Origin of the sequence: Paracidovorax konjaci (genome assembly GCF_900112675.1) — a bacterium.
GTDB classification, from domain to species: Bacteria; Pseudomonadota; Gammaproteobacteria; order Burkholderiales; family Burkholderiaceae_C; genus Paracidovorax; species Paracidovorax konjaci.
Genome location: NZ_FOMQ01000015.1, coordinates 28418 through 50874, shown reverse-complemented (window position 1 = coordinate 50874; position 22457 = coordinate 28418). Strand labels below are relative to the sequence as shown.

At 71.1% G+C, this 22457-nt stretch carries 17 protein-coding genes; 13 read left to right on the top strand and 4 right to left on the bottom strand.

Features of this window, described 5'->3' with window-relative positions; translation table 11 throughout:
• Positions 1–33: 33 nt before the first annotated feature.
• Both BM144_RS18815 and BM144_RS18810 read left to right on the top strand, forming a co-directional pair.
• Positions 34–486, top strand: a complete 453-nt coding sequence (locus BM144_RS18815; protein ID WP_245783729.1) for a hypothetical protein — start codon at positions 34–36, stop codon at positions 484–486.
• Positions 486–1466: a DUF2145 domain-containing protein gene (locus BM144_RS18810; RefSeq protein WP_092955922.1), complete on the top strand. Its 981-nt coding sequence runs from the start codon at positions 486–488 to the stop codon at positions 1464–1466. Before BM144_RS18815 ends, BM144_RS18810 begins: the two co-directional genes overlap by 1 nt.
• Before the next feature lie 12 nt (positions 1467–1478).
• Here the strand turns inward: BM144_RS18810 and treF are convergent, their stop codons facing one another.
• From treF to BM144_RS18795, 3 genes are all read right to left on the bottom strand, one after another.
• Entirely contained in the window at positions 1479–3242 is a 1764-nt protein-coding gene (gene treF / locus BM144_RS18805) for an alpha,alpha-trehalase TreF (RefSeq protein ID WP_245783728.1), read from the bottom strand.
• A 240-nt stretch (positions 3243–3482) separates the two neighbouring features.
• Positions 3483–3929: a CBS domain-containing protein gene (locus BM144_RS18800; RefSeq protein ID WP_092955916.1), complete on the bottom strand. Its 447-nt coding sequence runs from the start codon at positions 3927–3929 to the stop codon at positions 3483–3485.
• A gap of 224 nt (positions 3930–4153) precedes the next feature.
• On the bottom strand, positions 4154–5824 hold the full coding sequence (locus BM144_RS18795; protein ID WP_092955913.1) for a methyl-accepting chemotaxis protein: 1671 nt from the start codon (positions 5822–5824) through the stop codon (positions 4154–4156).
• Between the two features lie 327 nt (positions 5825–6151).
• Between BM144_RS18795 and BM144_RS18790 the strand changes: the two genes are divergently transcribed.
• The 9 genes from BM144_RS18790 to BM144_RS18750 all read left to right on the top strand — a co-directional run bounded on the left by BM144_RS18790 (position 6152) and on the right by BM144_RS18750 (position 20652).
• Positions 6152–7531: an efflux RND transporter periplasmic adaptor subunit gene (locus BM144_RS18790; RefSeq protein WP_092955910.1), complete on the top strand. Its 1380-nt coding sequence runs from the start codon at positions 6152–6154 to the stop codon at positions 7529–7531.
• Positions 7532–7543: 12 nt separating this feature from the next.
• Complete coding sequence (locus BM144_RS18785) at positions 7544–10759, top strand: efflux RND transporter permease subunit (RefSeq protein WP_092955907.1); 3216 nt, start codon at positions 7544–7546, stop codon at positions 10757–10759.
• A complete protein-coding gene (locus BM144_RS18780) occupies positions 10756–12318 on the top strand; it encodes an efflux transporter outer membrane subunit (RefSeq protein ID WP_092955904.1) in 1563 nt (520 codons plus the stop codon). Before BM144_RS18785 ends, BM144_RS18780 begins: the two co-directional genes overlap by 4 nt.
• Before the next feature lie 226 nt (positions 12319–12544).
• Positions 12545–13045, top strand: coding sequence for a helix-turn-helix domain-containing protein (locus BM144_RS18775; RefSeq protein ID WP_092955901.1), 501 nt, complete (start codon positions 12545–12547; stop codon positions 13043–13045).
• A gap of 447 nt (positions 13046–13492) precedes the next feature.
• Positions 13493–14179, top strand: coding sequence for a fucose-binding lectin II (locus tag BM144_RS18770; protein WP_092955898.1), 687 nt, complete (start codon positions 13493–13495; stop codon positions 14177–14179).
• Between the two features lie 21 nt (positions 14180–14200).
• Positions 14201–15013 carry a 2OG-Fe(II) oxygenase gene (locus BM144_RS18765; RefSeq protein WP_092955895.1) on the top strand — a complete coding sequence of 271 codons (813 nt, stop codon included), beginning with the start codon at positions 14201–14203 and terminating at the stop codon, positions 15011–15013.
• A gap of 54 nt (positions 15014–15067) precedes the next feature.
• Entirely contained in the window at positions 15068–15490 is a 423-nt protein-coding gene (locus tag BM144_RS18760; protein WP_092955892.1) for a hypothetical protein, read from the top strand.
• A gap of 118 nt (positions 15491–15608) precedes the next feature.
• Positions 15609–19844: a hypothetical protein gene (locus BM144_RS23215; RefSeq protein WP_175526073.1), complete on the top strand. Its 4236-nt coding sequence runs from the start codon at positions 15609–15611 to the stop codon at positions 19842–19844.
• Between the two features lie 46 nt (positions 19845–19890).
• On the top strand, positions 19891–20652 hold the full coding sequence (locus BM144_RS18750; RefSeq protein WP_092955887.1) for an SDR family NAD(P)-dependent oxidoreductase: 762 nt from the start codon (positions 19891–19893) through the stop codon (positions 20650–20652).
• Between the two features lie 233 nt (positions 20653–20885).
• Here the strand turns inward: BM144_RS18750 and BM144_RS23650 are convergent, their stop codons facing one another.
• Positions 20886–21320 (bottom strand): GNAT family N-acetyltransferase, encoded by a 435-nt coding sequence (locus BM144_RS23650; protein WP_281246098.1) that lies wholly within the window; start codon positions 21318–21320, stop codon positions 20886–20888.
• A gap of 249 nt (positions 21321–21569) precedes the next feature.
• Here BM144_RS23650 and BM144_RS18740 point away from each other — a divergent pair, with 249 nt between their 5' ends.
• Both BM144_RS18740 and BM144_RS18735 read left to right on the top strand, forming a co-directional pair.
• Positions 21570–21887, top strand: a complete 318-nt coding sequence (locus tag BM144_RS18740) for an N-acetylmuramoyl-L-alanine amidase (protein ID WP_281246099.1) — start codon at positions 21570–21572, stop codon at positions 21885–21887.
• Positions 21888–21895: 8 nt separating this feature from the next.
• A complete protein-coding gene (locus tag BM144_RS18735) occupies positions 21896–22333 on the top strand; it encodes a hypothetical protein (protein ID WP_139225775.1) in 438 nt (145 codons plus the stop codon).
• Positions 22334–22457 lie beyond the last annotated feature (124 nt).

Here is a 22457-nt window from a genome sequence, read left to right as displayed (position 1 = left end):
CGGCGCCCGGGGCCACCACCACCGAGGCCTTCCATGAAACACCTTTCCCTGTGCCCGCGCGCCACCGCCGCCGCGCTGCTGGCCGCCTGCCTGCTGCCGTTGTCCGGGCATGCGGAACTGTTCACTTCGCTCGCGTCCAGCGCGGGCTCCTCCGCCTCCAGCGCGTCGGATTCCATCGGCCGCTCCAGCGGCGGCCCGGACCGCGGCCGGAAGCTGTCCGAGGGCGAGTACCGCGTCGTGCAGGTCGCCGAGGTGGCCGGCCAGCCGGACAAGGCGCGCCTCACACTGCGTGCCGCGGACGACGAATTCCTGCTCACCCTGCCGCGCGCGGCCCAGGGCGGGCGGGCGCTGGCCGTGGGCGACAGGGTGCGGGCGAGTTCCCGGCCGTACGGCGTGGAGTTCGCCCGCGCGGAGACGCGTGAGGCGTTCTTCCTCGTGCTGGACGATGCGTGGGCGAGCGGCCTGGACACCGCCGTGCCGCTCTGATGGCCGGCGCGAGGTGCCTGCGGCCGTTGCTTCGCCGGGCAGCCTTATCGGCGCTGGCGGCGGGCGCCGTCCTGGGCACTGCCGGCTCGCGCCCTGCCTACGCGGGCACCTGGGGCCTGTGTGAACGCCCGCAGGAGGCGGGGGTGGCCGAGCAGGACCGGCGCCTGCGCTTCGCCGCCGCGGTGCAGCAGGCGCTGGACGACTCGGGCCAGACGGTGGCGCTGATTGCCCGTTCCGGCATGGACCTGGGCCGATTCGGCGTGCTGTATTCGCACGCCGGCATCGCACTGCGGTCGCCAGAGACCGGCCGCTGGTCCGTGCGCCAACTCTATTACGCATGCGATGTCGCCCGCCCGCGCATCTACGACCAGGGGCTGCCGGGATTCGTGCTGGGCGCTGACGGCGTGCGCGCGGGCCACGTGGCCGTGGTGCTGCTGCCGGGGCCGGCCGGCGCCGCCCTGGAGCGCGTTGCGCGCGACCGGGACACGGCGCTCTCGCTGCTGGCGCAGGACTACAGCGCCAACGCCTATGCGTTCAGCACGCGCTACCAGAACTGCAACCAGTGGGTTGCGGAGATGCTGGCCCGCGCGTGGGCTCCGTGGGGCAGCGGGGAGAGCGCGGACCCACCGCTCACTCCCCGGGCGCAGGCCCAGCGCTGGCTGCGCGCACAGGGCTATGCACCGCAGCCGCTACCGGCAGGCTCGCACGCGCTGATGTTCGCGGCGCATTTCGCACCGCTCGTGCATGTGGACGACCACCCTCTGCAGGACATCCAGGCGCTGCGATGGCGCACGAGCCTGCCGCGCGACATCGAGGAATTCGCGCGGCGCCAGGTGCCCGGCGCGCAGCGCATCGGCCTCTGCCACGACACGCGGCGGGCCGTGGTGCACCGGGGCTGGACGCCGGACCGGCCGGAGCTGGTCACCCCTGCCGGCTGCGCGGCGGCCGAAGAAGACACGGTGGTGGCGCTGGACCGCTGACCGGCGCGCGCTTCAGCGGCCTGCGGCAGCGGCGCCCTGCGGGGCCGCGGGCGCCACTGGCCGTCGCCACACCGGATCGTCCAGCCAGCCCCGCACCACCCCGTTCGTCCACCCGAACCCGTCCTGCAGCGGGTATTCGCCGCCATCGCCGCCGACCGAGGTGTCCTGGTTGCGTTCGCACAGCGAGTATTTCTCCACGAGCTTGCCCTCGCGGGCATAGACATCGCGCACGGTGGTGAGCCAGCGCTCGCGGATGTCCCGGGCCAGCTCGCCGCAGGCCGGGTCTTGGGCGGCATAGCGCTGGAAGCCTTCGGCGCCCATCCACTGCAGCGGGGCCCAGCCGTTGGGCCGGTCCCACTGCTCGCCGCTGGCGGTCTCGGTGGTGGCGAGGCCGCCGCGCACCAGCAGGCGGCGGCGCACGGTGGCGGCCAGGGCGCGGGCCTGGGCGGGCGTGGCGGTGCCCGTGAAAAGCGGCACCACGGTGGCGGCGGTGAGCGCGGGGCGCGGGCGGGCGTTCTGCCAGTCGTAGTCGAGGAAGGCGCCGGCCTCGTCGTTCCACAGCACGCGCGCCATGGCGTCGGCGCGGCGCGCGGCGCGGGCGTCGAAGTCGCGCGCGGTGGCTTCGTCGCCCGCGCTGCGCGAGAGGCGCGCGATGGCGGCCTCGCTCGCGTGCAGCAGCGCGTTCAGGTCCACCGGCAGGATGCGCGTGGTGCAGATGCTGGCCAGGCCCGCGGTGCGCGTGGCCGCGCCGTGGCCGTCGTCCAGCCAGCGCGAGCTGAAGTCCCACCCCGATTCGGCGGCCGCGCGCAGGTCGCGGTACACCTCGGCGGCTGGGCGGCTGCAGGCGGCGGCGGTTTCGCGGTCCTCGCGCCAGGCTTCCTCGCGCGGGGAGTCGCGGTCGTCCCAGTAGCGGTTGAGCACGCTGCCGTCCGGCAGCGCCACCACGCGCCGGTGCGCCGTGCCCGCGGACAGGCCCTGGGCGCCGTCCATCCAGAAGGCGTATTCGCGCAGCATCTGCGGCAGGTAGCGCTGCTCGCCCTGGCCGTCGCAGGATTCGCAGAGCGCGGCCATGAGCGCGAACACGGGGGGCTGCGAGCGGCTCAGGTAGTAGGTGCGCGTGCCGTTGGGCACGTGGCCGTAGGTGTCGATCAGGTAGGCGAAGTTGTCGGTCATCGCGTGCAGCAGCCGCGGCCGGCCGCTGCGCGAGAGGCCCAGCATCGTGAAGTACGAATCCCAGTAGTACATCTCCACGAAGCGGCCGCCCGGCACGACGTAGGCGTGCGGCAGCTCCAGCAGGGAGCCGCGCGCGGGATGGTGCGCGGGGTGGCGGGCGAGTTCGTCCCAGAGCGCGTCGATGTGCGCGGCGAGCGGCAGGCCCGGCGGCGCGGTGGAGTGGTCGCAGCCCGGCGCCTGCGGCACGAAATGCCGGTGCACGAAGGCGCGCAGGTCGAAGCCGGCGTCGCCGCGCTCCGCGCGGTAGGCCGCGAGGATGGATTCGGGCGTGGCCTTGGGCGCGCAATCGACGAAGGTCTTGGAATCGCCGAACACGCGCTGGCGCTGCACTTCGACGAACAGCTCCTCGTAGCGGTCGGCCGGCGAGCGCGTGTCCGGCTGCGGCATGCGCATCGCCGCAGCGGTGCGCGCCGAGGGCGTGGCGTCGATGGGGCCCACGCCCTCGATGGGCGCCGGGGGCTCGGGCAGGTGCAGCGGGCGGGTCTCTGGCGAAGGCTGGGACGGGGGCTGGGGCTGGGCAGACATGCGCAAGGGTTCGTTCACGGTGGAAGGCGGCGGGGCGCGCCCGGCGCCTCACGGCCGAGCAGATGGCCCCATTGGACACCAGCCCCGCACCGCGCCCGATGCGACAAACCTGCCGGCGCTTCGTCGGACGGCGCCCCGCGCACGGTGCCCGCCGCCTTGCCGCGGGCACCTTCCAGATTGCTATCTAGAACATAGCAAACAATGCAATGGATCCGGCGGCATGGAGCCAAAACCACAGGAACCCATCCCCCGGCGGCATCACCCGCGCTGCTGCCCGGTGATGTACTGCTCCATCTGCTCGATGAGGAACTGCTGCTCGGAGATCACGTCCTTCACGAGGTCGCCGATGGAGATCAGGCCCGCCAGGGTGCCGTCCTCCTCGACCACGGGCAGGTGGCGCAGGCGGTTCTCGCTCATGAGGGCGAGGCACTGGCCGCTCGCCTGCGTGGGCCGCACGAAGCGCACGGCGCGCGTCATCACGTCGGCCACGCGGGTGTCGCCCGAGGTGCGGCCCAGCAGCGCCACCTTGCGGGCGTAGTCGCGCTCGGTGACGATGCCGGCGATGGCGCCGCCGTCCATCACGAGCAGCGCGCCGATGCCCTTGTCGGCCATGAGGCGCAGGGCGTCGAGCATCGAGTCCGACGGCGCGATGGTGAAGACCTCCTGGTGGGCCTTGGATCTGAGGATGTCTGCGACTGCGGTCATGGGGCCTCCCGTGCTGGTGGTGCGTTGCGATGCGTTCCGGTGCGGTGCGGGCCGGCGGGGGCGCCGCCGCCGCACCGCGCCAGTGTCGGCCCAAGCCGCGCCGCCCGCAACGTGCCGGGCGCCGCCACGGCCGGGGTGGATACACAGGGTTTCAAAAAACGGCCCCGCCGGGCCGGCAGCGGGTCCGGCGTGCCCGGCCCCTGCCCGCTTGCCCGCCTGCCCGGTCAGCGCGGCGCGGCCAGCGCGGGCGTGGCGGGCCGGGCCTGCGCGGCCGCGGCCTTGGCCGCGCGGCGCAGCGCCACCGCGTCGGGCGCGGGGGCCCGGCCGCCCGTGCCGCCTTCGAGCCGGAACACCTGCACCGCATCGGAGACGGTCTGCGCCTGCCGCTCCAGCTCCATCGCCAGGGCGGCGCTTTCCTCGACCAGCGCGGCGTTCTGCTGGGTGATGGTGTCCAGTTGCGCCACGGCGGCGTTCACCTGCGAGATGCCCGAGAGCTGCTCGCTGGAGGCGCCGTGGATCTCGCCGATGAGCGCGCCCACGCGGCGCACGAGGCCCAGCGACTCCTGCATGGTCTTGCGCGCGCTGTCGGTGCGCTGGTTGCCCTCGCCCACGCGCGCGGCCGATTCGTCGATCAGCCCGCGGATCTCCTTGGCGGCCTCCAGGGTGCGCTGCGAGAGGCTGCGCACCTCGGCCGCCACCACGGCGAAGCCCCGGCCGTGCTCGCCCGCGCGCGCGGCCTCCACGGCCGCGTTCAGCGCGAGGATGTTGGTCTGGAAGGCGATGGAGTCGATGAGCCGGGTGATCTCGCCGATGCGGCCGGACGACGCCTGGATCTCGCGCATGGTGGCGGCCACGTCGTCCACGGCGCCGCTCGTGCGCTCGGCCACGCCGGTGGCCTGCTGCGCGAGGTCGCTCGCCTGGCGCGCCGATTCGGCGGTCTGCTTGACGGTGCCGGTGATCTCCTCCATCGACGCGGCGGTCTGCTGCAGGTTGCTGGCCTGGTTCTCGGTGCGCGAGGACAGGTGCTGGTTGCCCTGCGCGATCTCGCGGCTCGACAGGCGCATCTTGTCGCTCTCCTGGCGGGCGTCGCGCACGATGGACAGCAGGTTCACGTTGAGCTGCGCCAGCGCCTGCTGCAGCTCGCCCATGAGGTCGGAGCGCGTGACGCGCAGGCTCTGCGTGAGGTCGCCGGCCGCCATGCGGTTGGCCGCGGTCACCAGGGCCGCCAGCGGCAGCACGGCCGCGCGCCGCACGTAGGCGAAGGCCACCGCCGCCACCGCGGCCGCCGCCAGCCAGGCCAGGGCCGAGAACGCGCCCTGCTCGCCGTCCACCAGCCCCGCCAGGAAGGCGGCGGCCCACGCCGCCGCGAAGGCCATGGCCACCTTGCCGCCCAGGCCGAAGTCCAGCGCACCGGCCAGGCGCCCGGCCCAGTTGCGGCGCACCAGCCGGCCGCGCCGCAGCACGTGCACGGGCCGCCCGGCCTGCTGCTCGGCACGCATGCGGCCGTAGAGCGCGTCGGCCCCTTCGATCTGCTCGCGCGTGGCCTCGGTGCGCACCGACATGTAGCCCACCGGGCGGCCGTCTTCCATCAGCGGCGTGACGTTGGCCATCACCCAGTAGTGGTCGCCGTCCTTGCGGCGGTTCTTCACGGCGGCCGACCAGGGCAGCCCGGCGGCGATGGTCTCCCACATGTCGCGGAAGGCCTCGGGCGGCATGTCGGGGTGGCGGATCATGTTGTGCGGCTGGCCGAGCAGCTCGGCATGCTCGTAGCCGCTCACCTCCACGAACATGGGGTTGCAGTAGAGGATGCGCCCCTGCAGGTCGGTGGTGGAGACCAGGGTTTCCCCGTGGGGGAACGGGTACTCGCGGGACGTGACGGGGTGGTTGACGCGCATGGAGCAAAGCCTTCCTTGGGAGAGGGTCGTGCGGAAATGCCGCGGTGCGGAACCGGGGCGGCACGCTGTTATGGCCGCTTCCTGGGATTGATGCAATTGGATACATTCATCGGGAAAATGTGTCACATAGCGTCCATCTTGCAAACGGCCCCGTGCCGTGGGGCTCCGGCCCCCCCCCGCGGGGGCTGCGCAGGGCCGGCCGTGCCGCACCGAGGCAGCCCCCGGCCGCCGGCATGGCGGCATGGGACACCCTTACGGCCGCCGTCCAGCTTCACAAGCCGTTTTCATTCGCCCGGCAGAATCCGCCCACACCCTGCAGCGCTCGCCATGAATCCCACGCACCCACGCCCCGAATTCCTCCGCCCTGCCTTCCCTGCCCTTCCCCGCTGCGCCGCCCCCGATCCGTCCCGCCCTGCCGCCGCCCCCGCCGCGCGGCGCCGCGGCGCTTGGGCGCTGGCCACGGCATTCGCCGCCGGGGCGCTGCTGCTGTCCGGCTGTTCGGACAAGGCGGCCAAGCCCGCGCCGCGCGGCCCGGTGGAAGTGGGCGTGGTCACGCTGCAGCCCGAGCGCCAGTCGGTGACGACCGAGCTGCCCGGCCGCACCAGCGCCTACCTGGTGGCCGAGATCCGCCCGCAGGTGGGGGGCATCGTGCAGAAGCGCCTCTTCACCGAGGGGGCCGACGTGAAGGCCGGCCAGGTGCTCTACCAGCTCGACCCCGCGCCCTTCGAGGCCGCCCTGGCAAGCGCCGAGGCCTCGCTGGGCCGCGCGCAGGCCACGGCCGGCTCGGCGGAATCGAACGCGCGGCGCAATGCCGAGCTGGCGAAGATCGAGGCCGTGAGCCGCCAGGTGGCCGACGACAGCCAGGCCACGGCCCAGCAGGCGCGCTCGGACGTGGCCGTGGCGCGCGCGGCCGTGGAGACGGCACGCATCAACCTGGGCTACACCCGCATCAAGGCGCCCATCTCGGGCCGCACCGCCATCTCCACGGTGACGCCGGGGGCGCTGGTCACGGCCAGCCAGACGACCGCGCTCACCACCGTCTCGCAGGTGGACACGCTCTATGTCGACGTCACGCAGTCCAGCACCGAAGTGCTGCGCTGGAAGAACGACCTCGCCCAGGGCCGCCTGCAGCGCGCCGGCGAGGGCCAGGCGCGTATCCGCCTCAAGCTGGAGGACGGCAGCACCTACGCGCAGCCGGGCCGGCTGCAGTTCAGCGGCGTGACCGTGAACCCGACCACGGGCGCGATCACGCTGCGCGGCGTGGTGCCCAACCCCGACGGGCTGCTGATGCCCGGCATGTACGTGCGCGCGGTGCTGGAGACGGGCGTGAACGAGCAGGCGCTGCTCGTGCCCCAGCAGGGCGTGACGCGCGACACCGCCGGCAACGCGAGCGTGCTGGTGGTGGGCGCGCAGGACAAGGTGGAGCGCCGCGGCATCCAGGTGGGCGCGGCCGTGGGCAACCGCTGGGCGGCAACGGCGGGCCTGGCCGCGGGCGACCGCATCGTGGTGGACGGGCTGCAGCGCATCAAGGTGGGCGACACGGTCAAGCCCGTGGAGGTGCAGATCAAGCCGCAGGGCGGCAGTGGCAGCAGCGGCGGCGCCGCCGCGCCAGGAACGCCGGCCGCTTCTTCTGCGGCCGCGGCAGCGCCGGCCTCCGTGCCCGCGTCTGCGTCGGCACCTGCCCCGGCCCCGGCGGCCTCGCGCTGAGGACGCCCCGCCATGGCCCAGTTCTTCATCAACCGACCCATCTTCGCGTGGGTCATCGCCATCGTCATCATGCTCGCGGGCGCGATGTCGATCCGCTCGCTGCCGCTGGAGCAGTACCCCGACATCGCGCCGCCGCGCGTGTCCATCAGCGCCACCTACACGGGCGCCTCGGCCAAGACGGTGGAGGAGTCGGTCACGCAGGTGATCGAGCAGCAGCTCAAGGGGCTGGACAACCTCATCTACATGGGCTCCACCAGCGACGCCTCGGGCGGCTCGCGCACCACGCTCACCTTCAACGCGGGCACCAACATCGACGTGGCCCAGGTGCAGGTGCAGAACAAGCTGCAGCAGGCCATGTCGCGCCTGCCGCCGGCCGTGCAGAGCCGCGGCGTGACGGTGACCAAGGGCGGCAACGACTACCTGATGATCATCACCTTCACCTCGCCCGACCCGTCGGTGACGCAGGTGGACATCGGCGACTACATCTCCAGCAACCTGGTGGACGTGATCAGCCGCATCGACGGCGTGGGCGACGTGGCCACGCTCGGCACGCCCTACGCCATGCGCGTGTGGATGGACCCGGCCAAGCTCGAGAAATTCGCGCTCATGCCCTCCGACGTGGGCAACGCCATCAACGCGCAGAACGCGCAGGTCTCGGCCGGGCAACTGGGCGCCCTGCCCGCCGTGGGCGAGCAGCAGCTCAACGCCACCATCACCGCGCGCAGCAAGCTGCAAAGCCGCGAGGAGTTCGAGAACATCGTGCTCAAGGTGGCCACCGACGGCTCGGTCGTGCGCCTGAAGGACGTGGCGCGCATCGAGCTGGGCGCCGAGAACCTCACCATCACCTCGCGCCTCAACGGCCAGCCCGGCGCGGGCATGGGCGTGGTGCTGGCCGACGGCGCCAACGCCATGGCGGTGGCCGAGGCGGTGAACGCCAAGATCGCTGAGCTGCGGCCGTTCTTCCCCTACCAGCTCAAGCCCTTCACGAGCTACGACACCACGCCCTTCGTGGACGCCTCCATCGACGAGGTGGTCAAGGCGCTGGCCGAGGCCATGCTGCTCGTGGTGCTGGTGATGTACCTGTTCCTGCAGAACTTCCGCGCCACGCTGATCCCCGCGATCGCCGTGCCCGTGGTGCTGCTGGGCACCTTCGGCGTGCTCTCGGCCGCGGGCTACTCGATCAACACGCTCACCATGTTCGCCATGGTGCTGGCCATCGGCCTGCTGGTGGACGACGCCATCGTGGTGGTGGAGAACGTCGAGCGCGTGATGAGCGAGGAAGGACTGCCCCCGAAGGAGGCCACGCGCAAGTCGATGGCCGAGATCACGCCCGCGCTGGTGGGCATCGCGCTCACGCTCTCGGCGGTGTTCATCCCCATGGCGTTCTTCGGCGGCTCCACGGGGGTGATCTACCGGCAGTTCTCGATCACCATCGTCTCGGCCATGGTGCTGTCGGTGCTGGTGGCGCTCACGCTCACGCCGGCGCTCTGCGCCACGCTGCTCAAACCCATCCCCAAGGGCCAGCACAGCCCGCACGGCGGCACGCCGCGGCGCGGGCCGCTGGGCTGGGTGGACCGCTTCTTCACGGGCTTCAACCACCGCTTCGACCGCACGGCCGACGGCTACCAGCGCGGCGTGGGCCGCACCGTGCGCCGCGGCGGCCGCATGATGCTCATCTACGCGCTGATCGTGGGCGGCATGGCGGTGCTGTTCATGCGCCTGCCCACGGCCTTCCTGCCCAACGAGGACCAGGGCGCCGTGCAGGTGCAGATCACGCTGCCCGCGGGCTCGTCCAACACGCGGCTGCAGGCGGTGATGGCCGAGGTGCAGAAATACTTCGCCGCGCAGCCCGACGTGGTGAGCTTCAACTCGATCACCGGCTCCAACGGCGACCAGAGTTCGGCGCGCGGCTTCGTGCGGCTGAAGGACTGGAGCGAGCGCCCGCTGGCCTCGCAGAGCGCCGACGCCATCGCGCGCAAGGCCACGGCCGACCTGCGCAAGATCCGCGATGCGCGCATCTTCGTGATCCTGCCTCCGGCCGTGCGCGGCCTGGGCGCCAACGCGGGCTTCAACTTCCACCTGAAGGACCTGAACGGCCTGGGCCACGACGCGCTCGTGGCCGCGCGCGACAAGGTGCTGCAGCTGGCCGGCCAGCATGCCGAGCTGTCGAACGTGCGCAGCAACAACCCCGACGACACCTCGCAACTGGGCGTGGCCATCGACGACGCCAAGGCCGGCGCGCTGGGCCTGGCCACGGCCGACATCAACAGTACGCTGTCGAGCGCCATCGGCGGCACCTACGTGAACGACTTCCTGAACAAGGGCCGCGTCAAGCGCGTGTACATGCAGGGCGACGCGCCCTACCGCATGCTGCCGCAGGACATCGGCCCCTGGACGGTGCGCAACAGCCTGGGCCAGATGGTGCCGTTCTCGTCGTTCTCCAGCACCAGCTGGACCTACGGCTCGCCGCAGCTGCAGCGCTACAACGGCAGCCCGAGCTACGAGTTCGTGGGCGACGCGGCCACCGGCGTCAGCTCCGGCGCGGCCATGGCGGCGGTGGACGACATCATGAAGGAGATGCCCCCCGGCATCGGCTACGAATGGACGGGCGCCTCGTTCCAGGAGCGGCTCTCGGGCTCGCAGGCGCCGGTGCTCTACGCGGTCTCGATCCTGTTCGTGTTCCTCTGCCTCGCGGCGCTGTACGAGAGCTGGTCGGTGCCGTTCTCGGTGATCCTGGTGGTGCCGCTGGGCATCGTGGGCGCGCTGCTGGGCATCGGCATCCGCGGGCTGTCGAACGACGTGTACTTCCAGGTGGGGCTGCTCACCACCGTGGGGCTGTCGTCCAAGAACGCGATCCTGATCGTGGAGTTCGCCACCCAGTTGCAGGCCCAGGGCAAGAGCGTGATCGACGCCACGCTGCAGGCCGTGCGCCTGCGGCTGCGGCCCATCCTGATGACCTCGCTGGCCTTCGGCTTCGGCGTGCTGCCGCTGGCCATCGGCACCGGCGCGGGCGCCGGCGGGCGGCAGGCCATCGGCACCGCGGTGCTGGGCGGCATGGTTTCCGCCACCGTGCTGGGCATCTTCTTCGTGCCGGTGTTCTTCGTGCTGATCCGCAGCTTCTTCGCCAACCGCGCGGCCCGCGCCGACGCGGCAACGCCCCCCGGCGATGCAGGCGGCACGCCGCCGCCCGCCGGCCCGGCCAGCCCCGCCCACGGAGCCTCCGCATGACGCGTCCAGCCCCCCCGATGCCCTTGCGCTTCACCGCCCCGTCCCTGCCCATGGCCCTGGCCGCCGCCCTGCTCGCGGCGGGCTGCGCCAACCTCGCGCCGCCCTACCAGGCGCCCGCGCCGGCCGTGCCCGCCACGCTGGACGGCGCCACCACGGCGCCCGCGCAGGCCTCCGACATCGGCAACGTACCGTGGGAATCGTTCATCACCGATCCCCGGCTGCGCGGCGTGGTCGCGCAGTCGCTGGAAGCCAACCGCGACCTGCGCGTGGCCGCGCTCGCCATCGAGCGCGCGCGGGCCCAGTACGGCGTGAGCCGTGCCGACCTCTTTCCCACGCTGAACGCCACCGGCGCGGGCACCCGCAGCCGCACGGCCGACGACCTCACCGCCGCGGGCCGCAGCAACACCAGCGCGCAGTACAGCGCGCAGATCGGCTTCGCGAGCTACGAGATCGACTTCTTCGGCCGCGTGCGCAACCTGAACGACGCCGCGCTGCAGGAATTCCTGCGCGTGGGCGAGAACGCGCGCAGCGTGCGCCTGTCCCTGATCGCCGACGTGGCCGGCGCCTGGCTCACGCTGGACGCCGACGCGCGCCGCCTGCTGCTCGCGCGCGAGACCCTGCGCACGCGCGAGCAGTCGCTGTCGCTCGCGCAGCGCAGCTACGAGCAGGGCGCCACCTCGGGCCTGACCCTCACGCAGACGCAGACCACCGTCGATTCCGCGCGCGCCGACATCGCCACCACCACCGCCCAGCTCGCCAAGGACCGCAACGCCCTGCACCTGCTGGCCGGCGGCCCCGTGGCCGACGCGCTGCTGCCGCCGGTCGCGCTGGAGGCCCTGGCGCCGCCGCCCCCGCCCGCCGCGCCCTCGCAGGCACAGGCACCGGCCCAGGGCGGCGCCCCCTCGCCCTCCGGCGCCGACCGCGCCGGCAGCCCCGACCCGGCACGCTGGCAGCGCGCGCCCGCCCGCGTGGCCCCGCTGCTGGCGGTGCCGGCCTCGCTGCCCTCCAGCACGCTGCTGCGCCGCCCCGACGTGCAGGCCGCCGAGCGCTCCTTGCAGGGCAGCTTCGCCAGCATCGGCGCCGCGCGCGCGGCGTTCTTCCCGTCGATCACGCTCACCACCAGCGTGGGCACCGCCAGCAACGAACTCTCGGGCCTCTTCGGCGCGGGCAACGGCACCTGGAGCTTCGCGCCGCAGATCCGCCTGCCGATCTTCGACGCCGGCCGCAACCAGGCCAACCTGCGCATCGCCGAGGTCGCGCGCGACACGGCCGTGGCCCAGTACGACAAAGCCGTGCAGACGGCCTTCCGCGAAGTGGCCGACGCGCTGGCCGAACGCGCCACGCTGCAGGACCGCGTGCAGGCGCAGCAGTCGCTGGTCTCCACCAGCCAGCGCGCGCTGGACCTCACGCTGGCGCGCTGGCGTCTGGGCGCCGACAGCTATCTGGCCGTGCTGGACGCGCAGCGGTCGCTGTACAGCGCGCAACTGGGTCTGATCGCAGTGCAACTGGCCGAGCAGAGCAACGGGGTGACGCTCTACAAGGTGCTGGGCGGAGGGTGAGGGAGTTTTCGGCTCCATGCCGCCGGATCCATTGAATAGTTTGCTATTTTTTTAATAGCAACCACGGGAGCCCGGCAGCCGGGCCCCGCGACAGGCCCGGCGCCTCAGGTCCGCCCCGCACGGGCAAGGCAAACATCGGCCAGCGCCTCCACCGCAGCGGGTTCGAGCCGCAGCCCCAGGTCCGGCTCGATCCGCCTCGGCGGGCAGCGCGGCGGGAATCGACCTGATGCTGCACATCGTGCGGCAGGACTACGGCTCCCGGGCCGCCAACAGCGTGGCCCGGCGCCTCGTGATGCCACCGCACCGCGGCGGAGGGCAGGCGCAGTTCATCGAACGCCCCGTGCCGCGCGACACCGGCCACCACATCGCGGCCGCCATCGAGGCCGTGCGCGCCGATCTCCGCGCGCCGTGGAACGTCGAGCGCATGGCAGGGGCTGCCGCGATGAGTCCGCGGACGTTCCTGCGGCGCTTCACCGAAGCCACGTCGCAGGCGCCGGGCCAGTGGCTGATCGACGAGCGGGTGGCCGAAGCCCAGCGGCTGCTCGAATCGAGCCGGCTGTCGATCGAAGGCGTCGCGGACGCGGCCGGCTTCGGCAGCGTGCAGTCGATGCGCCACCACTTCCAGGCGAAGCTGGCGGTGACGCCGGGCGCCTATCGGCGGATGTTCGCATTCACCCCCTCGGGGGCGGGCGGCCGCGCCCTGCCCGGGCTCCCGGCCGCCCGCTGATCGCCGACGGCAGGCGCACGGTGCGCCGGTGGCCGTACGCCTGGGGAACGCACCGCAGATCCGCTGCGGGAGCGGCGCCGGTCGCCTGGCCCCGGCTCCACGCCCCACCTGTCTTCAGGAAAAAACCGGCTCCCGCCGTAGAACCGGCTGCGGCGCCGTCCATCCCCGGGTTCTGCTCTCTCCCGCTCGCCGGCCGAAGCCGGAGTGGATACGGCGGCCGGCCGGCAGCCGGCCAGCAGGCCCCATGTCCTCGCATTTTCAGAACCCTGCCCGCAATTTAAGGATTTTTCAGGAATTATTCATATTGATACATTTTGTTAAATGCTAATCTTGCCCAGCCATCGATATTCAATGAAAACCATTTTCAACCTCCAATGGCGCTTCGGTGTTTTTGGAAAAATGATATTCATCGAATAATTTTCATCCACCCGCAGAGAATGAAAAACCATGACCTGGTCAGTGAACGTCATCAATAATACCGGCGGCCCGGTGATCAGCCCGGCCAATTCCACGCTGTATGTGCAGGGCACGCAGGCGGTCATATTCGTGCAGAGATTCGGGTATATCACCCTGCTGGATATCGGCCACCAGAATGGCGGGCCGCATTATTGGTGCGTGAGCGTGACCACGGGTGGCTACAACAACCGCTGGTGGTACGACGGCCAGGGGGCGTGCGATCTGGTGCTCAACCCGGACGGCACCTTCAACCTGTCGGGCCAGGGCCAGACGCTCCATGGCGTGATCGGCGGCGGGACCGATGCGCGCTTCTTCGATCTGCCCCCGTCGCACCGCGTCTACATCACCGGCGTGACCAACGCGCTCTGGAACCAGCGCGTGACCCTCACGGTCAACGGCGGCGGGCCGTCGATGCAATGGGTGGGCGCCGGAGAGGGCAACCGCGAACTGGCCCACCAGACCATCGACACGCCGCCCGGCCCCGCCGGGCAGAACAATGCCGCCGTGATCATGGAGCACGCCAACAACGGCAGCGGCGCGTGGGTCATGTCCAACATGAGCGGCGTCGGCAAGTACGGCCTGCTGGGCTACAACATGCGCATGGTCGTGTCCGAGGACGGCGCGGACCAGGACTACAACGACTCCGGCCTGGCGTGCCAGTGGTGGATGTTGCCCTGACGGCCGGACGGGACGCAGTCCATGCACGCAGCAGCTTCGTTGCGCGGCGGCGCGGTGGCGCCCCTGCCGTTTCCGCACCGCGTCATCGACGACTACCTGCCTCCGGCGGCACACCGGGCCTTCCGTGACCGGCTGGATGCGCTGCTCGCCGGGGGCCTGAGCGCGCACCGGAACCCCGAGCGCCTGGCCAAGATCGGCGGCTACGACTGCTTCCACTGGGTCATCCCGCCGGACGCGCCGGACGCGCTGCAGCACTTCTACCGGCGCGCCTTCAGCGACGACGTGTCGCAGGCCTTCGGCCTGGAGTTCACGCCCGAGGTCAATGCGCAGATCAACCACCACCCGGTCGGCTCGCGCAACGGCACCTGGCACAGCGACTACGTCCACTGCTTCCACAGCGAGGACCCCCTGTCCGCCGAAGGCATGCGCCCCTGGTACTTCGGCTGCGAGTACCAGGCCGGCACGCCGCTGGCCGGCGGCTCGCCCGCGCCCATCCTCAAGCGCGTGCGCACCGCCGCCTTCCTGTACTACCTGGACGGCGAGGGCTGGAGCGAAGGCGACGGCGGCGAGACGGGCCTGGGCTACGACAGCCCCTTCAACGACGGCATCCAGATCCACACGGCGGTGGCGCCGCGCCCCAACCGCCTGCTGGTCTTCGAATGCTGCCCGCACTCGTTCCACCGGGTGCTGGGCAACCGCCGGTGGCCGCGCAGCCTGGTGATCGGCTGGCTGCACAGCACCCCCGAATACGCCGAATCCAGGCACGGCGTGACCCCGACGTACTGGCCCGCACCCGCCGCGCTGGGCCAGTACAGCTACCACGAAGCGACCTGAGCGCTTCCGTTTCCCTGTTTCCCCGTACCACCAACCCAGCGAAAGGCAATCACCATGGCCAGCACTCTGACGACCACCATCTCCGGCACGATCGAGATCGGATCCATCCCGATCCCTATCAACACAGTCCTGCCGCCCGCCACCCCGGGGCAACTGAAGTTCACCTACGAGCTGCCTGCCAACCAGCCGCCGACCAGCTTCCTCTCGGTCGGCGAACTGGTCGACTGGGCGGCCACCAACCTGGGCAGCCCCATCACGAAGGCCGACCTGCCGACCAGCCTGACCACCCTGTCCGTGGCGGTCAACAACCTGTTGATCGACACCCAGGGAGAGTTCGAGCTGGGCATGCTGTTCGGCTCCGACACCGGCGGCAAGTGGAACCCGACGTGGACGCCGTTCGCCAGCATCGCCGTGCTGGACAAGCTGTCCCTGGCCAACGTCAAGATCGAGTTCGACTACGGCGCGCCCGCCCCCTGAGGGGCCTTCCGGGGCGCTTCGCTGCGCCGGGCGCCCCGCCTTCCCTCGGCCGGCCGGCCCTCCTCGCGCCGGCCCGCCTCTCCGTCCACCGCCCCACGGTTCAACCCGAGCCCCGCCCATGGCCCTCAAGACTTCGTTGAGTTCGCAGTTGCAGCTGGCGTCCGCGCGCTTTGAGCTGTCTGCGCAACTTCCCGGCCCCCAAGGGGGATTGAGCCTGCAGGGCGCGTTGCTGCCGGGGGCGCCGCTGGATTTCACGGAGATGGTGAACCAGCTGCTCGGCGCGGGCACCCTCCACGTGCCGGGCGACTTTCCGCTGCTGCGGTTCGACACGGCCACCTGCACCGTCGTCCCAGGCCAGAGCATCGCCTTCAGCGCCGCGTCCACGCAGACCTGGCACAACCCGTTCGGGATCCTCCAGGGCGTGGACATCCAGTCCTTCGCCCTCTCTTTTTCCAGCGGTTCCGGCGCGCCGACCCGCATCGCCTTCGACACCACCGCAAGCTTCGGCGGCCTCACGCAGCTGAAGGGCTACCTGCGCTTCGACGCCGGCACGCTCTCCGTGGTCGGGGTGTCGCTGGCCAGCACCTTCGCCGTGGCCGACCTGCTGACCGACATCGACGCGGGCATCGACTGGGGCACGCTGCTGCCGATCAGCTTCGGGCCGCAGTCCGCCAGCCAGCCCATGCGGCTGTACTACGCCCCCACCGCCACGCAGTCCGGCCAGGAGGCGTTCCAGGCGGGCTTCAACCTCGACCAATGCCGCATCGACATCCTGGGCTTCGCGGCCGATGTGTACCTGCAGGTCCAGGGCAGCCAGGGGGCGGGCGGCAGCCGCCTGAGCGTCGGGGGCAGCATTCCCTCCGAGATCGACATCGAGGGCATCCTGGCCATCGCCGACCAGAATTTCAGCGGCCAGGGGCCCGGCGTCCGGATCCAGCGCAGTGCGCAGCAATCGAGCTTCCTGCTGGAGGCCGGCTTCAGGTTCATGAAGGAGCCCTTCGCGGCGGGCAGCATCGGCATCGCGCAGGCCGCCGGCCAGAGCGGCTACCAGATGGCCGGCACGCTCACCTATCCGGGCACGGTGCTGGGCATCGACCATCCGAGCTTCGCATTCACCTGGAGCAAGTCCCAGGGCTTCCAGGTCAAGAACTGGCCCATCGACGACTTCCCCGGGCCCGTGCTGGACTTCCTGAACACCATCAAGTCGCTCAACAACGCCAATGTGTGCGGCAGTTTGGTCAACTTCGTGTTCAAGGAGGCGCTGACCGCCAAATTCGGCGTCAAGGTGTCGATGGGCAAATCCGGCGGCGGCGCGCTCAACATCCAGGTCCAGGTCAGCTACACGCTGAGCATCGCCAGCCAGGTCGATTTCCTGTCCGTGGACATGCCCGCGTTCGACGTTCCCATCGCCAAGCCGGAGACCATCAGCTTCAGCGGCCTGCTGCAGACCCTGGTGGACGCCGTCGGCAACGGCGCACTGAACATGATCAAGGCGGTGCTGGACGATCCGGAGAAGTCGGCCCTCTTCTTTTCCGTGGTGGTGGGCAAGCAGGTGCTCCAGCAGTTCGCCTCCACGCTGCTGTGCAACGGCTGGAACAGCGGCCCGAGCCCCTCGCCGAGCCCCAGCCCGAGCCCGTCGCCCAGTCCTTCCCCCAGCCCCTCCCCGGGCCCCGGTCCGGCGCCCGTTCCCGTCCCGGTTCCGACGCCCAGCCCCTCGCCCAGCCCCAGTCCCTCCCCCCCGCCGCCGCCGCCCGACAAGCCCGGCCCGACCACGATCACCTCGCTGGATTGCGCCGCGGGCACGGTCACCGCGGTCTGGACCGCATCGACCCACGCCACCCGCTACATGCTGGTGCTGACCCAGCAGGGCCAGCCCGCCGTCGGCACCGTCGCCGTCGATGCGCCGGCCCTGACCGGGTCCGTGCCCATTCCCGCTGATCTGGCGCCGGGCCGGTACCACGGCGCCGTGCAACCGTTCGACCAGAGCGTGCGGGGCGACTGGTCCCCGCTGTTCGCCATCGACAAGCCCGCCACGGCCGGTGCGCCCACCCTGGTGCTCGGCGATGCCATCGGCGCCACCTGGACGGCCGTGGCCGGCAATGGCGGCTACCGCCTCCAGCTCACCGAGGGCGGCACGGTGGTCGCCACCGGTTCCGCCGCGGCCGGCGCGACGCAGGCCAGCCTTCCCGCGCCGGGCCAGGCGGGCCGGTACGGCGTGGCGGTGCTCACGCTGGGCGGCCGCAGCGGGGACATCCCTGCGGACTGGGGCCCCGCCGCGCCCTTCCAGGTGCTGCCGGCCCCGGCCGGTCTGGCCGCCGCGCAGGCGGGCACCCGCCTGGCCGCGCAATGGCAGGCGGTGGCCGATGCCGCGGGCTATGCGGTCGAGATCGACGACGCGCAGGGCGCGCCCCTGCAGCCGCAGCCGGCCATCACCGTGAGCGGTGCCTCGGCCTCCATCGACAGCAGCGCCCTGCAGAACGCGCTCACCTACCGCCTGCGGGTGCGTGCACAGGGCGCGCAGGGGGCGCAGGCGATGGGCCTGTGGGCCGGCATCGCGCTCCCCTGGAACCCCATCGCGCCGGTGGGCGGCGTGGCGCTGCGCTTCGAGACGCTCGGGCAGCGCCTCGTCGTGGATTGGCAGGCCACCCCCAACGCCACGGGCTACGGCGTCGAGCTGCTGGATGCGCGGCAGGTGCCCGTATCGCCGCAGCCCGCCTTCACCGTCAGCGGCACGCAGGCCCGCGCCGACGGGGTCGCGCTGGCCGACGGCACCACCTACCAGGTGCAGGTGCGCGGCACCGCGGGCACGGCGCAGGGCGCCTGGAGCCCCGCGCTGACCTTCACGGCCCGCGACCTGCCGGCCCCCACGGCCCTGAAAGCGGCGCTGCAGAGCGACGCGGTCGTCGTGTCCTTCGCGCCCGTTCCCGCGGCGGCCGACTACCAGGTGCTCGTCGTCGATGCGCAGGGCCGGCCCCTGCCGGACCAGCCCCAGGTCGCCTTCGCCGCCACCGCGCAGCAGGTGGTGGCCACCCTCACCGGCCCCGCGCTGGCCAGCTACCAGAACCAGTCCGTCCGGGTGCAGGCGGGCAGCGGCGTCAACGTGGGCGCGCCCGCGCTCGCGGCCATCCAGTGGGCCACGCTGGCCGCACCCGCCATCGCCCAATATGCGTTCGACGAAGGCAGCAACGCGCTGAGCGTTTCCTGGACGGCCCCTGCCCCGGGCATGCTCGCCTACGAGGTCCAGTGGCTGGACGCCCAGGGGCAGCCCGTGTCGCCGCAGCCCGCTTTCGCCATCGACGGCCTGTCGGCCCGGGCGATCGCCGCCGGCGTGCAGGCCGGCCAGACCTATGGCCTGCGCGTGCGCGCATCGAGCGGTGTGCTGCGCAGCGACTGGTCGCCCGCCGTGCAGTGGCAGATCGTGCCCCTGGGCGCGCCGCAGCAGCTCAGCGCCCGGTACGCCGGGGGCCGGCTCACCGTCGGCTGGCAGGCGCCCGCCCCGGGCCAGGCGGTCGCGGGCTTCACGCTCCAGGATGCACAGGGCCGCACCATTCCGCCCGGCACCGCCACGCCCGGCACCGACCAGACCGTGATCGACTACCCGGGGCTGGACAGCGGCAGCAGCTACACGCTCACGGCCTACCTCACCGCGCCCCACCTGACCGGCGCCCCGGCGGGCGTGCGCGTGCAGTTCCCCCAGCCGGCGCCCTGGAGCGTCCAGTGGAGCGACGGCGCCAGCGCCCTGCGGGTGCCGTCCATCCCGGCCTACAACTTCGGCGGCACGGGAGACTTCACCTTCGCGCTGCAACTGCAGGCCGCCGCGGGCCTGATCCTGTCGCGGCTCGACACGGCCAACGGGCCGGGCTTCTACCTGCAGATCGACGGCCAAGGCACCGTCTGGCTCAGCAACATGAGCGGCCAGGGCCAGTCGCTGGACTACCAGGCCCTGAACGCCGTCTCGCTCTCCGGAGGGCCGCACGCGCTGGTGGTGCGCCGCCAGACCACCAACGGCATCGGCAACCTCACGGTGTGGGTGGACGGCAGCCAGCTGTCCAGCTTCCCCTCGGGGCAGGCGCCCATCGACATCAGCTCCACCGGCGGCCTGTTCGCGGGCGCCAACCCCGCGCTGCCCTCGATGCCCGGCATGCAGCAGAGCACGCTCCAGCTGCTGCGCGTCTGGAACCTCGCCCTGGCCGATGCCCAGGTGCCCCAGGCCATCGCCGCCCTGCCGCCCACGCCGTCGGCGCTGATCGGCCAATGGAACTTCCTGGACGGCAGCCTGCACGACACCACGGGCACCAACCCGGCCGATGCGCAACTGACCGGCCAGGCCCGGCTGGTGAACCCGGGCCCCTGACCGCGTCCCTTCCCTCTCTTCCCTTCTTCTTTCTTTTTCTCCACCAATGCACATCGACCTGTCCTCCCTGCGCGTCGTCATCGCGGGCGGCACCCGCGGCATCGGGCTGGCCATCGCGGAGCGCCTGGCCGACGAGGGCTGCTGCCACCTCGCGGTGTGCGGCCGCGAAGCGATGCAGCTCTCCCTGGCGCTCGGCCAGCTGCGGCGCCCCGGCCTGCAGGCGACCGGTGAGTCGCTGGACATCGCCGACACCCGCGCCGTGCGCGCCTGGGTGGCGCGCACGGCCGGGCAATGGGGCGGGCTGGACGTCTTCATCGGCAACGCCGCAGCCATGCTGGCGGGCCGCGACGACGCCGGCTGGCAGCAGGAACTGGCCGTGAGCCTGATCGGCCTCGTGGCGGGCGCGGACGCGGCCGTGCCCTTCCTCAAAGCCAGCCGCCGCGCCAGCATGGTGTTCATCAACTCGCTCTCCGGGCAGGAGATCGGCCCCCAGGCCACCGCCTACAACGCCGCCAAGGCCGGCCTGCTGGCCCACGCCAAGGGCCTCGCCCACGAATGCGGCCCCCACGGCATCCGCGTGAACACCGTGACCCCGGGCGCCATCTACGACCCCTACGGCCACTGGGGCCGCATGGAACAGCACCACCCCGCCCACTTCGCCCAGGTCCGCGACAGCAACCCCCTGCGCCGCCTGGGCACCCCCGCCGACATCGCCAAGGCCGTCGCCTTCCTGGTCAGCGACGCGGCCTCGTACATCAACGGCGCCAACCTGCTGGTGGACGGCGGCGCCAGCTGCCGCCCGGGTTAGGCCGCAGCCCCACCAGGCCGAGCGCAGCGGCATTTGGCGAAGCACAAGAAAGTCGGTGCGCCGCCGGGCGCACACCCCGGCCCCGGGAAGCAACCCAAAAACAAAACCCTGCCACCGCCATCAAAAGCCCGCCGCACCAGCCGCGAAGCCCCCGACAATTCACTACAAAAACAATAGCAAACTATCCAATGGATCCGGCGGCATGCGGCCAAAAACCCCAGAACAAAACCCCATCACACCAACTCCACCTCCACCACCTCTTCCAACCAAGCCATCACCGGCTCCCCCACCTCATCCGCCACGCCCTGCCCGAAGAACTGCGACGCGCACAGCACCTCCACATCCAGCCCCTCCAGGCTGTCGCGCACGATCACCGCGCCGATGTACGCCCCCCGCGCCCGCTCCACGACGCCCCAGACGAGGTCCGTGCCGGCAGCGCAGCGCATCTCGGCCAGGAACGCCTCCGCACGGGCACCGTCCGCGGACTTGTCGGGCATCCAGGGCAGTTGGGCGGCCAGCTTGCCGTCGCACAGCAGCACCCCCAGCAGGTCGCGCGCCTTGTCGGGCTGCAGCGGCAGGACCATGAAGCGGTCCGTGTCGAAGCGCGGCGGGTTGCGGGGCAGCGTGCCCCACTGGGCAGTAGCGTTCTGGGTACCAGTCATGGCCATGGAAAGATCCTCCGTTTGGGTATGCGTGCGGCTCGCACGGTGTTTGTCGAACGCACCCAGCTTCGGCGCGAGCCGCCGCCATCGCACCCTCGCCCCCGAAGCGGCATGCCACGGCGCGAAATACCGGCCCCAAAACCGTTCCGCCCTGCGGCATTGCGTGAAGACCGCCCCTCGGCGCCGGCAGCCCTTTCGATAACCAGAACTTAATCGCCGCATTAGAAAACGAAGGCGGCCGATGTTCAGCGGAACATTTCCAATACCAGCTTTCATCAAAATGAACGCAACAATGCCGCTGCAGGCACTGCCCGGCATTCAGAAAAGACCTGGAAGGAAAATCGAATGCTGATCGTGACCGGCGGCACCAATTTCGACTCCATCGCCATAGAGGTTGTCGGCGCCCCGGTGAATCGATCCTATCGCGAGCCAACGCATGCCCAGAATTCTTCTTCGAAATGGTTGACAGAAGAATTGCTGCTGACCTTGAATCTCACCCGCGAGCGAATCTACCCCCATGGCCTGATCGACCCTAGAAAACAGGAAAGCGAAGCAAGGCTGATCCGGTACTAGGCAATTCCATGAAGAATCCATTGAGAATCGCGATTTTCGTCCTGGCCACCTTGGGGATTTGCACTGCCATTTTCTTTACATGGTGGTCGATGCCGGTGGCCATCCAGGCGGCCGCCATCCAGAAGACCATGGACCCTGAAGCCAGGAATGAAGACACCATCAGGTTCTGCAATGCATTCACCATGACTCCGGAAGATTTCAAGGAATACTGGAGAAACGCAAAACCCATATTCGACTTCGAATTCCACGATTACTCCTTCGGCTCCTGCTATTTCAGCACCGTCGAGAACGGCAAAGAATACAGAGTTGGCATTGGCGGAGCGGGAATCGTCTCCAGCGTCCTGGGTGCAGACGAAGCATCCGTGCGTTATTACGTGAAAAAAGGCGCGAAATCGGATGCCGAATGGATGCAGGAAGAACTGAACAGCAAAGAAGCATCGCCCTGAGGGTTTCGATGCCAAAAAAGGCATGGATGGCGGCCCGCAACCCCGGGCCCAGCCCACAACCAGGCCTTGCCCCATTCCACGCGCGGCATGCACCAGCACGGACCGCCGCACCAAAGCAGTTCAT